At 70.1% G+C, this 12,994-nt stretch carries 10 protein-coding genes; 5 read left to right on the forward strand and 5 right to left on the reverse strand.

The genetic code is table 11. The features are described 5' to 3' along the window. Window positions 1–63: 63 nt before the first annotated feature. The 5 genes from ACFXDE_RS02705 (at window position 64) to ACFXDE_RS02725 (ending at window position 8,176) form a co-directional block, all read left to right on the forward strand. Window positions 64–1,242, forward strand: coding sequence for a S1 family peptidase (locus tag ACFXDE_RS02705; protein WP_380490164.1), 1,179 nt, complete (start codon window positions 64–66; stop codon window positions 1,240–1,242). 395 nt (window positions 1,243–1,637) lie between these two features. Further along, window positions 1,638–2,732, forward strand: a complete 1,095-nt coding sequence (gene chvE / locus ACFXDE_RS02710; RefSeq protein WP_380490166.1) for a multiple monosaccharide ABC transporter substrate-binding protein — start codon at window positions 1,638–1,640, stop codon at window positions 2,730–2,732. A gap of 100 nt (window positions 2,733–2,832) precedes the next feature. Further along, window positions 2,833–4,380, forward strand: coding sequence for a multiple monosaccharide ABC transporter ATP-binding protein (gene mmsA, locus ACFXDE_RS02715; RefSeq protein WP_380490168.1), 1,548 nt, complete (start codon window positions 2,833–2,835; stop codon window positions 4,378–4,380). Between the two features lie 3 nt (window positions 4,381–4,383). Further along, window positions 4,384–5,619, forward strand: coding sequence for a multiple monosaccharide ABC transporter permease (mmsB, locus tag ACFXDE_RS02720; protein WP_380490170.1), 1,236 nt, complete (start codon window positions 4,384–4,386; stop codon window positions 5,617–5,619). A 163-nt stretch (window positions 5,620–5,782) separates the two neighbouring features. After that, window positions 5,783–8,176 carry an ATP-binding protein gene (locus ACFXDE_RS02725; RefSeq protein WP_380490172.1) on the forward strand — a complete coding sequence of 798 codons (2,394 nt, stop codon included), beginning with the start codon at window positions 5,783–5,785 and terminating at the stop codon, window positions 8,174–8,176. An 11-nt stretch (window positions 8,177–8,187) separates the two neighbouring features. On the opposite strand, the gene ACFXDE_RS02730 is transcribed toward ACFXDE_RS02725, so the two are convergent. From ACFXDE_RS02730 to ACFXDE_RS02750, 5 genes are all read right to left on the reverse strand, one after another. After that, on the reverse strand, window positions 8,188–8,634 hold the full coding sequence (locus tag ACFXDE_RS02730) for a barstar family protein (protein WP_380490174.1): 447 nt from the start codon (window positions 8,632–8,634) through the stop codon (window positions 8,188–8,190). Window positions 8,635–8,741: 107 nt separating this feature from the next. Then, window positions 8,742–9,410, reverse strand: a complete 669-nt coding sequence (locus ACFXDE_RS02735; RefSeq protein WP_380490176.1) for a hypothetical protein — start codon at window positions 9,408–9,410, stop codon at window positions 8,742–8,744. Window positions 9,411–9,651: 241 nt separating this feature from the next. Continuing rightward, window positions 9,652–10,014 carry a DUF1304 domain-containing protein gene (locus ACFXDE_RS02740; protein WP_380490178.1) on the reverse strand — a complete coding sequence of 121 codons (363 nt, stop codon included), beginning with the start codon at window positions 10,012–10,014 and terminating at the stop codon, window positions 9,652–9,654. 83 nt (window positions 10,015–10,097) lie between these two features. After that, entirely contained in the window at window positions 10,098–10,520 is a 423-nt protein-coding gene (locus tag ACFXDE_RS02745; protein WP_380490180.1) for a winged helix-turn-helix transcriptional regulator, read from the reverse strand. Window positions 10,521–10,720: 200 nt separating this feature from the next. Next, entirely contained in the window at window positions 10,721–12,757 is a 2,037-nt protein-coding gene (locus tag ACFXDE_RS02750) for a radical SAM protein (RefSeq protein WP_380490182.1), read from the reverse strand. Between the last annotated feature and the right edge of the window lie 237 nt (window positions 12,758–12,994).

Here is a 12,994-nt window from a genome sequence, read left to right on the forward strand (position 1 = left end):
ATGTCCCGAACTTATGCGTCCGCACCTTAGAGTTCCGGCAACCCCCACTCCGAGGAGACCCCAATGCTCCGACTCCGCGCGGCCGTTGCCGCGTGCTCCCTGACGGCCGTCGCCCTGGTCGCCACCGTGGCGCCGGCGGGCGCCCACCCGAACGGGACCGCGATAGCCGCCGCCCTGGCGGCCCCTCAGGGCGGTGCGGCCCCGCCCGCCGCACCCCTGCTCCGGGCACTCCAGCGCGACCTCGGCCTCACCCCCCAGGAGGCCGGCGCCCGACTCGCCCACGAAGCCCGCGCCGCCTCGGTGCAGCAAGCGCTCCAGCAGGCGCTCGGCGAACGCTGGGCGGGCGCCTGGGTCAGCGGGTCCGACGCCACCCTCACCGTCGCCACCACCGACGCCTCCGCGGCCCGCGAGATCACCGCCCACGGCGGCAGCGCCACCGTCGTCCGGCACAGCCTCGCCGCACTCGACGGCGCGAAGGACGCACTCGACCGTGCCGCGGGCAGCACCACCCCCGAGGCATCCCCCCTCTGGTACGTGGACGTCGCCGCGAACACCGTCGTCGTCCAGTCCACCGACACCGGCCGCACCGAGGCGTTCCTCCGCGAGGCAGGTGTCGACCGCGCCCTCGTCCGGGTGGAGCCGGCCTCCGACTCCCCCGCGCCGCTGGCGGACCTGCGCGGCGGCGACGCCTACTTCATCGACAGCGCGGCCCGTTGCTCGATCGGCTTCCCGGTCACCTCGAACGGCCAGCCCGGCTTCGTCAGCGCCGGCCACTGCGGCCAGGCCGGCTCCAGCGCCGCCGCCCCGGACGGCTCCTCCATCGGCACCTTCCAGGGCTCGACGTTCCCCGGCAACGACTACTCGTGGGTCCAGGCCGATTCGAGCTGGACGGCCCAGCCGCAGGTGAACAACTACGCGGGCGGCACGGTGACGGTCTCCGGATCCGCGGTCGCCCCCATCGGCTCCTCGGTCTGCCGGTCGGGCTCCACCACGGGCTGGCACTGCGGCACCGTGCGACAGTACAACGCCACCGTCAACTACTCCGAGGGCTCCGTCTCCGGGCTCACCCGCACCACCGTGTGCGCCGAGCCCGGCGACTCCGGCGGCTCGTTCATCTCGGGCAGCCAGGCGCAGGGCGTCACCTCCGGCGGCTCCGGCAACTGCACCTCCGGCGGCACCACCTACTTCCAGCCGGTCAACCCGATCCTCCAGGCCTACGGCCTCTCCCTGGCCACCGGCTGACCGCCCCTCCGAGCGGGTGCCCGCCTCCCGTCCGCCGGCGGGAGGCGGGCACTCTTTTGAGGCCCGCTTTGAGGCCCGCTTTGAGGCCCACCTTGAGGCCCGCGCGAAACCAAGCATTCACTCAAAATTCACACCCCGGCCATCCGGACAACTCTCCCTCCAGCGGTGGGCGTTCACACGGAGCGGCCAACGGGGCACTGCGATCCAACGGTGATCCGGAGCCCCTTGACGCCACCGTTGTGAGCGTTAACACTACATTTCACGCCAGGCCGGAGCCCTGCGGATCCACTTCCCTCGGCACGAGGACCGCTCCCGGCCGGCTCCCGCTCGACCGCGCCCGGCCGCCCGGCTGCCGGGCGGCGCCGTGCCGGTCGCGGAACATCACTGGAGGAACTGTGCGGAAGCTTTCAGCGGGCCTCGTCGCCGCGGGTCTCGCCCTCTCCCTGGCAGCCTGTGGCCAGAGCGCCAACGGCGTCGGTGACGGCGCGGGCAAGGGCGACGCCAAGGGCGGTCTCGTCGGCATCGCCATGCCGACCAAGTCGTCGGAACGCTGGATCAACGACGGCGACAACATGGTCAAGGAGTTCCAGGCCAAGGGCTACAAGACCGACCTCCAGTACGGCGACAACGTGGTGGAGAACCAGGTCTCCCAGGTGGAGAACATGATCACCAAGGGCGCCAAGCTGCTCGTGATCGCCGCCATCGACGGCTCCTCGCTCACCAACGTGCTGCAGAAGGCCGCCGACGCGCACATCCCGGTCATCTCCTACGACCGGCTGATCCGCGGCACGAAGAACGTCGACTACTACGCGACCTTCGACAACTACAAGGTCGGCGTCCTCCAGGGCGGCTACATCGTCGACAAGCTCGGGCTCAAGGACGGCAAGGGCCCGTTCAACATCGAGCTGTTCGCGGGCTCGCCGGACGACAACAACGCCACGTTCTTCTTCAACGGCGCGATGAGCGTGCTCAAGCCGTACATCGACCAGAAGAAGCTGGTCGTGCAGAGCGGCCAGACCGACTTCAACCAGGTCGCCACGCTGCGCTGGGACGGCGGTCTCGCCCAGTCCAGGATGGACAACCTCCTGAGCAAGGCCTACACCTCCGCCCACCTCGACGCCGTGCTCTCGCCGTACGACGGCATCTCGATCGGCATCCTCTCCTCGCTCAAGAGCGTCGGCTACGGCACCGCCAAGTCCCTGCCCGTCGTCACGGGCCAGGACGCCGAGCTGGCCTCGGTGAAGTCGATCATCGCGGGCGAGCAGACCCAGACCGTCTACAAGGACACCCGCCAGCTGGCCAAGGCCGCCGCCCAGATGGGCGACGCGGTGCTGACCGGAGGGAAGCCCGAGGTCAACGACACCAGCCAGTACGACAACGGCGCCAAGACCGTCCCGGCGCAGCTGCTCCAGCCGGTGAGCGTCGACAAGGACAACTACCGGCAGGTCCTGGTGGACAGCGGCCAGTACACCGCCGACCAGCTGAAGTAGTCCGGCGGGCCCGCCCGGCGGGCCCGGCTCCCGACCGGCGGTGCGGGGCCGGAGAACCCGTGGCCACCGCACCGCCCCCGAACGATACGGAAGCACAACCATGGCTGGACCCGTTCTCGAAATGCGGTCGATCAGCAAGTCGTTCCCCGGCGTCAAGGCACTCTCCGAGGTCAACCTGGCCGTCGCCGCGGGCGAGGTGCACGCCGTCTGCGGCGAGAACGGCGCCGGCAAGTCCACCCTGATGAAGGTGCTCAGCGGCGTCTACCCGCACGGCGACTACGAGGGCGAGATCCTCTTCGAGGGCGAGCCCTGCCGGTTCAAGGACATCCGGGCCAGCGAGCAGCGCGGCATCGTCATCATCCACCAGGAACTGGCCCTGGTGCCGTACCTGTCCATCGCCGAGAACGTCTTCCTGGGCAACGAGCACGCCACCCGAGGCATCATCAGCTGGCACCGGACGCTCACCCACGCCGCCGACCTGCTGCGGCAGGTCGGCCTGGACGAGAGCCCGCACACCAGGGTCGCCGACCTCGGTGTGGGCAAGCAGCAGCTGGTCGAGATCGCCAAGGCCCTGGCCAAGAAGGTCAAGCTGCTCATCCTGGACGAGCCGACCGCCGCGCTGAACGACGAGGACAGCCGCAAGCTGCTCGACCTGATCCTCGAACTCAAGGCCCAGGGCATCTCCTGCATCATCATCTCGCACAAGCTGAACGAGATCGCCCGGGTCGCGGACGCCGTGACCATCCTGCGCGACGGGCGGACCATCGAGACCATCGGGATCGGCCCCGGGGACATCTCCGAGGACCGGATCATCCGCGGCATGGTCGGCCGCGACCTGGAGCACCGCTACCCCGAGCGGACCCCCGACATCGGAGAGGTCGCCTTCGAGGTCGAGGACTGGAGCGTCCGGCACCCGATCGACCAGCAGCGGATGGTGGTGGACGGCGCCTCGCTGACCGTGCGGCGCGGCGAGATCGTCGGCATCGCCGGCCTGATGGGCGCCGGCCGCACCGAACTGGCGATGAGCGTCTTCGGCCGCTCGTACGGGCGGTGGGCCGCCGGCCGGGTACGGCTGCACGGCCGGGAGATCCGTACCCGGACGGTGCCCGAGGCGATCGCGCACGGCATCGCGTACGTCACCGAGGACCGCAAGCACTTCGGCCTCAACCTCATCGACGACATCAGCCGGAACATCTCGCTGAGCGCGCTCGGCAAAGTCTCCAGGAACGGCCGGGTCGACCGGCACGAGGAGGCGAAGGTCGCCGAATCGTTCCGGCGCACCATGAACATCAAGGCCCCGACGGTGTTCACCCGGACCGGCACGCTCAGCGGCGGCAATCAGCAGAAGGTCGTCCTCAGCAAGTGGATCTTCGCCGAGCCGGAGGTCCTCATCCTCGACGAGCCCACCCGGGGCATCGACATCGGTGCGAAGGCGGAGATCTACACCGTCATCGCCGAGCTGGCCGCCGAGGGCAAGGCCGTGCTCGTCATCTCGTCCGAACTCCCCGAACTCCTGGGCCTGTGCGACCGGATCTACACCATGGCCGAAGGCCGGATCACCGGTGAGGTGGCCCGGGCCGACGCCACCCAGGAATCCCTCATGCGGCTCATGACCATGAGCGCCGCATCCAGCAACGAGCAGGTGTGAGGCATGGCCCCGACCGAGATCATCCCGGATTCGTCCCCGAAGGCACCGCAGGCCGGTCCCGGCCCCTCCCTCGGCGGCGTGCTGGCCCGCGCGCTGCGCGGCAACGTGCGCCAGTACGGCATGCTGGTCGCTCTCGCGCTGATCGTGCTGCTGTTCCAGGTCTGGACGGACGGCATCCTGCTCCAGCCGCTCAACATCACCAACCTGATCCAGCAGAACGGCTACATCCTCATCCTGGCGATCGGGATGATGATCGTCATCATCGCCGGGCACATCGACCTCTCGGTCGGTTCGCTGGCCGCCTTCGTCGGGGCCGCGGCCGCGGTGATGATGGTCAAGCACCACCTGCCGTGGCCGGTGGCCATGCTGGCCGCGCTGGTGGTCGGCGCCCTCGCCGGCGCCTGGCAGGGCTTCTGGATCGCCTACCTCGGCATCCCGTCCTTCATCGTCACCCTGGCGGGCATGCTGCTGTTCCGCGGCGGCACCCAGATCCTGCTGCAGGGTCAGTCGGTCGCGCCGTTCCCCAAGGGCTTCCAGAGCATCAGCAGCGGCTTCCTCCCCGAGGTCGGCCCACACACCAACTACCACAACCTCACCCTGCTGCTGGGCCTCGCGGTACTGGCCGTCGCCGTCCTCCAGGAGGTGCGCGGCCGCCGCCAGACCGCCTCGTACGGGCTGGAGGTGCTTCCGCTCGGGCTGTTCCTGGCCAAACTCGCCGTGATCACGGCGGCCGTGCTCGTGTTCACCCTGCTGCTGGCCAGCTACCACGGTGCGCCGATCGTCCTGCTGATCCTCGGCGCCCTGCTGGTCGGTTTCGGCTACCTGATGCGCAACTCGATCATCGGGCGGCACACCTACGCCATCGGCGGCAACGAGGCCGCGGCCAAGCTGTCCGGGGTGAAGAGCAAGCGGGTCGTCTTCCTCGCCTTCACCAACATGGGCGTCCTCGCGGCGCTCGCCGGGCTGGTCTTCGCCGCGCGGCTCAACGCCGGCACCCCGCAGGCCGGCATCAACTTCGAGCTGGAGGCGATCGCCGCCGCCTTCATCGGCGGCGCCTCCGCCAGCGGCGGCGTGGGCACCGTGATGGGCGCGATCATCGGCGGCCTGGTGCTCGGCGTGCTGAACAACGGCATGTCGCTGGTCGGTGTCGGCACCGACTACCAGCAGGTGATCAAGGGCCTGGTGCTGCTCGCAGCGGTGGGCTTCGACGTCTACAACAAGCGCCGGGCCGGTTCCTGACCCGGGCCGGGGCGAGAGGGCGGGCGCGGTGTCCCACACCGCGCCCGCCCTGCCACGTGTCCGTAACGCGGCGGGAACGTGGCAGGACGGGCCCCGGTGCAGACTGGTTCCGGATCCGCACGGGAGAGAGTTCCGGATCCGCGCAGGAGAGAGGCAGACCAGGGTGATCGCTGCTGAGCAGGGAAACCTGCCCGCCCCCTTCACCGGCTTCGTGGGCAGGCATCGGGAATTCGACGAGATCCGCCGTCTGCTGGACACCCGGCGGTTGGTCACGCTCACGGGCATGGGCGGTGTGGGCAAGACGCGGCTGGCACTGGAGGTGTCCGCCACGGTCCGTACGGCCTTCCCGGACGGGGTCTGGCTGGTGGACCTCGCCCCGGTGAGCGGTCCCTCCGCCGTGGCGGCCGTGGCGTCGAGCGCGCTGCGGGTACCCGACCTCGGCGCCCTGCCCGCACTGGACCGGCTCGCCGGCTACCTGGCCGAACGGCGGGCCCTGCTGGTGCTCGACAACTGCGAGCACCTCATCGACTCCTGCGCCGAGCTGGCCACCACACTCCTGGCCGCCGCTCCCGAACTGCGCATCCTCGCCACCAGCCGGCACACCCTGGACGTCCGGGGCGAGCAGGTGTTCGCGCTCACACCGCTCCCGGAGGACGAGGCCGTGGAACTCCTGCGGGACCGCGCCACCGCCGTCCGACCGGACTTCCGCGCCGACGAGGCCGACCGCCCCGGGCTCGCCCGCCTGTGCGCGGACCTGGACGGGCTGCCACTGGCGATCGAACTGGCCGCGTCCCGCCTGCGCACGCTCACCGTCGGACAGCTGACGGACCGGTTGGAGAACCGCTTCGCGCTGCTCACCGGCGGCAGCAGGACGGGCCCGGCCCACCACCGCACGCTGCGCGGAGTGATCGACTGGAGCCACGAGCTGTGCACCCCGGCCGAGCGGCTGCTGTGGGACCGGCTGACCGTCTTCGCCGGAGGGTTCAGCCTGGAGGCCGCCGAGGTCGTCTGCTCCGGCGACGGCATCGCCGAGGCCGAGGTGCTGGACCTCCTCGACCGGCTGGTCGCCCAGTCCGTCGTCCTGACCTACGAGCGCGACGGCCTGCCGCGCTACCGGCTGCTGTCGACCATCCGGGAGTACGGCCGCGAGCGGCTCGCGGAGTCCGGCGAGCAGGACGAACTGCGCTGCCGGCACCGCGACTTCTTCCTCGCCCTCGCCCGCGACGTCGACCGGACGTGGTACGGGCCGGGCCAGGCCGAGAAGCTGGCCAGGCTGCGCGCCGAGCACACCAATCTGCTCGCCGCCCTCGACCACGACGGCGATCCGCGGCCCCGGTTCGCCCTGGTCGCCGCCCTGTGCTGGCACTGGTGCACCGGCGGCTTCCTCAGCGAGGGGCGCCGCCAGTTCGAGCGGGCGCTCGCCACCTCCGCCGAGCCCAGCCACGAGCGGGCCCGCGCGCTCCTCTCCGCCGTCTGGGTGGCGCAGACCCAGGGCGACCTGGCGACGGCCGACCGCTGGCTGGACGAAGCCGACGCGCTGGGCGCGTCCTTGGACGACCCGTGGGTCCGGAACCAGGCGAGCGGCCTGCGCGGGGTCTCGGCCCACTACCGGGGGCGGCCGGACGAGAGCATCTGCCGGTACGAGCGGGCCCGGACCACCGCGACGGCACTGGGCGACGAGCGCGAGGCCGCCTCCTGGCTGCTCGCGCTGGCGGGTGTCCAGGCGTACGCCGACGACCCCCGGGCAGCGGAGACCGGGGGTCGGGTCATCACCGCCGCCGAGGCGAGCGGTGAGCGGTGGGGGCGGGCCCAGGTGCAGATGGCCCTCGGCCACCACGCCTGGGACCGCGGCGACCGGGAGCGGACCGAGGCCCTGGTCAGGGCCGCGCTGGAGAACATGCGGGGTTTCCACGACCACGCGATGCTCGCCAGGATGCTGGAGCTGCTCGCCTGGGCCGCTGCCGCCGGCGGCACCCCCGAGCGGGCTGCCCGGCTGCTCGGGGCGGCGGATGCCCGGTGGCGCGACGCCGGCAGCTCGATCGCGGCCTTCGGACCGCAGCTGGCCGAACAGCACGCGCGGTGCGAGCGGGCCCTGATCGATGCGCTGGGCGAGGCCCCGTACGCGAAGGCCTTCGCCGAAGGCGGCGCGCACAGCACCCCCTGCCAGGCGGTCGGCTTCGCCCTGACCACCGCCGGCACCGACGGCAGCACCGAGCCCGGGGCGGACGCCCCGACCGCCCTCGCGGAACCGGGCCACCAGGGGCCAGGCCCCGGCACGCTCCGGTTCGGCGACGTCGTGTACTGCCCCGCGTCCCTGGAGGTGTACCGCGACGAGCAGCGCGTCCACCTCACCACCACCGAACTGAAGTTGTGGCGCGAATTCGTCGCGTCCCCCGGCCGGGTGCTCACCCGGGAGGTCCTGCTGGAGCGGGTCTGGGACATCGCCTGGGCGGGCGACACCCACGTGGTGGACGTCCAGGTGATGCGCCTGCGCACCAAGGTCGGCCGGGAGCGGATCGAGACGGTCCGCGGCTTCGGCTACAAGCTGCGCGGCTGAACGCGGCTGAACTACGCGTCCGGCGCCAGGAGTTCGGTCACCAATCCGACCGCCGCCAGGCGCCGCCCCAGGTCGGACAGTTGCTCCGGCGCATCGTCGACGAGCAGGAGTAGGGCCGGCTCACCATCGGCACCGGCGCCGTCCGCGTGGCCGGCGAGGACGCCCATGAGGACGCCCAGGGCTGCCGGTTCGTCGGCCAGGAGGGCACCGGCCTCCCGGACGACGACGGTCGCCGGCCCGGACGCGCCGGTCGTGCCGGCCCTCGGCACCACGTCCCGCAGGCAGTCGTGGAAGGCGTCCCAGTTGCCACGGAAGTACTCCGGGAAGCCGAGTGCGGCCGCCCATTCGGCGAACATGCCCTGAACGGTGCGGCAACGGGAGCCTTGTACGGCCCTCCGCGTCGCACCGGACGGCAGGTCTTCCGTCAGCGGTCGGATCCAGGCTGCGGTTTCGGTCATCCCATCGTCTCTCTGTGATGCAGCGGGGCGGTGCGGCGGGGCGGTGCGGCAGAAGCCTCCCGGACTTCCGCTGCACCGCCCCCTGTTCTGCCGGACTGGCCGAGGGCCTAGAAGTTGCCCAGGTAGTAGAACGTGTTGTAGTGGTCGAACGTCACGTAGGTGTGACCGGTGTTGGGGTTGCGGACGATCCGCCGGTCGCCGCGGCCGCCCGCGGGCCTCGTGTTCGTCCAGGAGTCCATGTCGTACTCCACGTAGGGAGACCGGTTCCCCGTGCCCCCGTACCCCGGGGTGGACCAGGCCTGCGAGGAACCGACGCCCCGCGCCCGCTCGAAGCCCGTGATCTGGCCGGCGTAGTCGTTGAAGGTACCGCCGTAGTAGATGAACCGGTCCGCGCTGACGTCCGCCTCGAAGTACGCGTACCACGTCCCGCCGTAGACCTGGGCAGGCCACCCGTGACCCCACTGCGGGGAGACGTCGTAGTAACCGAAGGTCGTGTGGCCCCAGTCGATGTTGTAGTTGCCCCAGAACGCCGCCGCGCTGTTGGCGTCCTGCCACTGCCCCCAGTTGATGCCGTTCGGAGGAGTACGGATCTGCCAGCAGTTCTGCGGGCAGTAGACCGACTGCGGCACCGTCGCGGACGCGGTGTCGACGGTGGTGCCCAGGAGGGCGAGCGCCATACCGGCGATGGCCAGGACGCTGCGGTGGCGCCTCCAGGCGCGGGGCTTCTTCTGGCGTTCCGCGGCGGGCGCGGGCGCCGGGTCAAGGGCGGTGGACATCACGTGCTCCTTGGTTCGTTCAGGTGTGTCCCGGGGCCTTTCGCCCCGGTGCCCCCAAGGAAATCGGTCGCCCGTATCAGTGGGCTCACCGTCGGATCGCAGCTGTCCGGCGGGCGAAACTGACACCCGGTTGTGAGAAAGGCGGCCGTGAGAAAAGCGGTCGCGAGAAATGCCGGAGGGGTGCCTCTCGGGAGAGGCACCCCTCGGTGGACGGTCGTTCGGGTGTTCAGTGAGCGGGGATTCAGCGGGCCAGGAGCACCAGGACCAGCACGACCAGCGCCGGCACGGTCTGCACGAAGAGGATCTTCCGGGAGGACGTCACGGCGCCGAAAACCCCGGCGACGGCGACGCAGGACGTGAAGAAGACCCGCGTCTGGAACCCGACCGGGTCGGAGGCGAACGCGCCCCAGAGGAGCCCGGCCGCCAGGAAGCCGTTGTAGAGGCCCTGGTTGGCGGCCATCGCCTTGGCCGAGACCGCGAACTCCTCGGACGTCCCGAAGGAGGCCCGGGCCCGGGGAGTGGTCCACAGGAACATCTCCAGGACCAGGATGTAGACGTGCAGGAGGGCGAGCGCGACAACCGCAATCACGGCAACTGTGGACATACCGGGCATCTTACGCTGCCACGGCAAGGGCCTGACCGGCCGTGAGGCAAAGCGCGCACCTGCCACGGCGAGGTGACATCCGATCAGGCTTCGAAGGAGGCATCCTCCAACTGCCGTGAGACAGAGGAGCCTTGATCTTCACAGCCGAGCGCCCTGCGGTCGTACTCCACCTGGTGCGCGCGGATCGCGTCCGTGTGGGCGACGGTCCAGGCGTACAACCGGTTGAACGGTTCCTGCAGGGATTCCCCGAGCGGTGTGAGCGAGTACTCGACTCCGACCGGCGAGGTCGGCAGCACCCTGCGCATGATCATTCCGTTGCGCTCCAGCCGGCGCAGGGTCTGGGTCAGGACCCGCTGGGTCACGCAGTCGATGCGGCGCTTGATCTCGTTGAACCGTCTGGGCTCGTCGAGGACCGCCATGACCGTCATCGACCACTTGTCGGTGAGCTGGTCGAGGATCGGGCGGCAGGGGCCGTCGGACTGGTGGACGGCTCGTTCGGTGGTCATGATCCCCCAACGTTCACGGGGCACAGCAGCAGCCGCGCGAGGATTGCGGGTAACCCGGGCTGCGCGTGATGTGCGGGATGTGCGGGATACGCAAGATGCACCCGATGCGCTCGATGCACCTGATGTGACCATGATGTTCGCGATAACAAAGCGCTGTCAATCCCAGAGCCCGAAGACGCCGTCGCCCAGGTGCGAACCGGTCACGCGGCATCCGGCAGCCGGTCCGGCAGGGCGAACAGCAGGTCGTGCAGCGGCCGGCCGGTGCCGTGCCAGATGGACAGTGCGTAGACACTGATCGGGAAGTCGACCCAGCGCGAAGGCGCCCACACCGTGCCGCGCACGATGGTCCCCTGGTTGCTCGCGTCGAGACCCGACGGCACGTCACCGGACTCGACGAGCAGGTCCCACCCCCGCCTCGGGACGGCGAACTCCGCCTCGGCGATGTCACCGCGCAGACTCGCGCGCAGGATCGTCGTCGCCGCGATGTCGAGGGTCAGCGCGCTGTCGACCAGAGCCCGGTCGACCTCGTGCCCGGAGCCGGCCAGCCAGGCGCACAGGTGGTCGACCGCCGCGTCGAGCAGGTCCGCGGTGGCGCGTTCGGTGCGGACGGCGCGGCACAACAGCGCCTGGTAGTGCACCTCTTCGGGCACGACGGCCTGACTGCCGATGATCGTCTTGAGCAGCGCCACGTCCAGGACGGACGGGTCCCGGTAGACCGCGGAGACGTCGCGGGCGACGGCGCGCATGAACGGGTCGGCACAGTGCTCCAGCATGAACGTCCAGAGTTGCTGGCACAGTTCGACCATGCGAACGCCCGTGGTCGAGTGCAGGACGCGCAACGCGCAGCGCAGCAGGATCTTCTGGAACAGCGTCATGGACACCCGGAACTCCATGCCCCGCACCCACTCCTCGGTGGTCATCGCGGAGTGTCCGATGACGACGTCGGCGACGAGTTCGGGGTTGGTGATGTCGGCGGGCATCCAGCGCGTCTTCAGCTGCTGCTCGTCCTTGAAGGCCTCGCGCGAGTAGTCGGTGTTGTTGAGCAGCAGCAGGGGGTAGATGACCGGGGATCCGCCGGCGCTGAGCACCTCCTCGATGCCGTCGAGGTACGTGGCGAACGTCTCGCCGGGCAGGCCCCAGATCAGGTCGGTGTAGGTGGGGATGTCGAGTTCGCGGAAGCGGGACAGCAGCCGGCGGTAGTGGTTGGTGCGGATGTTGGCCCGGTTGGCGATCTTCAGCACGTCGGCGTCGAAGGACTGGGCGGACAGCGTGATCGCACCGGTCAGGTCGGCGGCGTGCAGCATGCTCGCGATCTCGACGATCCGGTCGTTGCTGTTCTTCGCCCAGTTGGTGCTGATGATCAGCCGCTTGTCGTAGCGCTCGCAGAGTTCGACGATGCGCTCGGCGATCTCCCGGTCGCGGGCCAGGATGCCGAAGTTCGCGTCCGCGATGAACAGCGTCGCGTCCACGGGCATCAGCCGGATCAGCCGGTCCAGCTCCGCGAAGATCCGTTCCAGGTCGAACCGGCGGACCTTGGAGTTGGTCGCGCCGCCCCAGTAGCAGAACGCGCAGCCGTACGGGCAGCCGCGGTTGGTCTCGTAGACGATCATGGACGAGCCGGTGATCTCCTCGTCGGAGTAGACCGGCGTGAGGATCGGCGAGACGACCTGTTCGAGGTCGGTGATGCGGTCCGCGTCCAGGTTGGTGACGACGGCGCCGTCGGACCAGTAGCTGATGCCGGGCACCGCGGCGAGGTCCCCGTCGGTCAGGAAGGTGTGCAGCAGGTCGCGGAAGCGCAGTTCGCCCTCGCCGTGCACCAGCACGTCCAGCCAGGGCGCCTCGGCGAACAGGGGCTCCTGCTGGTAGCTGACGTCGTTGCCGCCGACCACGACGCGGCAGTCCGGCCAGCGTTCCTTCACCTGGCGGGCGAGCTCCAGGGACTGGGCGCGGTTCCAGAAGAACACGGTCAGCGCGACGACGAACGGCTCGTCCCAGGTGTCGAGCAGTTCCTTCGTCGCCTGCTCACCGCCGCTCTGCTCGCGCACGCTGATCCGGAAGTCGCAGGCCGCGTCGAGGGCGGGGTCGGCCATCGCGGTCGCCTTCAGGTACCCGAGGGTGACGCTGTACCGGACACCCTGCATGGCGGTGAACTCGACGAGCTGGACGGATCTCCGCCGGTCGGGCGCCGGCTGCCCGCCGGCGTCGGCAGCAGCGTGTGTGTCGATGGTGGAGGTCATGGCTACACATCCATAGAAGTCGTTCATGATGGACATTGCGCGCCGGAACGACCCGCTCGTGCGCCCATGGAGACCACACCCGTGTTCCTCCGCCGTTCACTTCGGCGCAAGGCCACGGCCGCATAAGCCGCCAGCGGATGCCAACATTTCCAGCCCCGAATAGCGACGTCAATAACGCACTCCCAGCACCGTAGGTATCTCCGAGGATACCGGGGGATTTGAGCTTTATTTGAGCCC

The organism is Kitasatospora sp. NPDC059408, assembly GCF_042751525.1.
Lineage (GTDB): Bacteria > Actinomycetota > Actinomycetes > Streptomycetales > Streptomycetaceae > Kitasatospora.

Bases quoted from the DNA above. Each gene is read 5' to 3' on its own strand.
- ACFXDE_RS02740 (WP_380490178.1), bottom strand. From the start codon at position 10,014: ATGTCCACAGTTGCCGTGATTGCGGTTGTCGCGCTCGCCCTCCTGCAC.
- mmsA (WP_380490168.1), top strand. From the start codon at position 2,833: ATGGCTGGACCCGTTCTCGAAATGCGGTCGATCAGCAAGTCGTTCCCC.
- mmsB (WP_380490170.1), top strand. From the start codon at position 4,384: ATGGCCCCGACCGAGATCATCCCGGATTCGTCCCCGAAGGCACCGCAG.
- ACFXDE_RS02735 (WP_380490176.1), bottom strand. From the start codon at position 9,410: ATGTCCACCGCCCTTGACCCGGCGCCCGCGCCCGCCGCGGAACGCCAG.
- ACFXDE_RS02745 (WP_380490180.1), bottom strand. From the start codon at position 10,520: ATGACCACCGAACGAGCCGTCCACCAGTCCGACGGCCCCTGCCGCCCG.
- ACFXDE_RS02730 (WP_380490174.1), bottom strand. From the start codon at position 8,634: ATGACCGAAACCGCAGCCTGGATCCGACCGCTGACGGAAGACCTGCCG.
- ACFXDE_RS02750 (WP_380490182.1), bottom strand. From the start codon at position 12,757: ATGACCTCCACCATCGACACACACGCTGCTGCCGACGCCGGCGGGCAG.
- ACFXDE_RS02705 (WP_380490164.1), top strand. From the start codon at position 64: ATGCTCCGACTCCGCGCGGCCGTTGCCGCGTGCTCCCTGACGGCCGTC.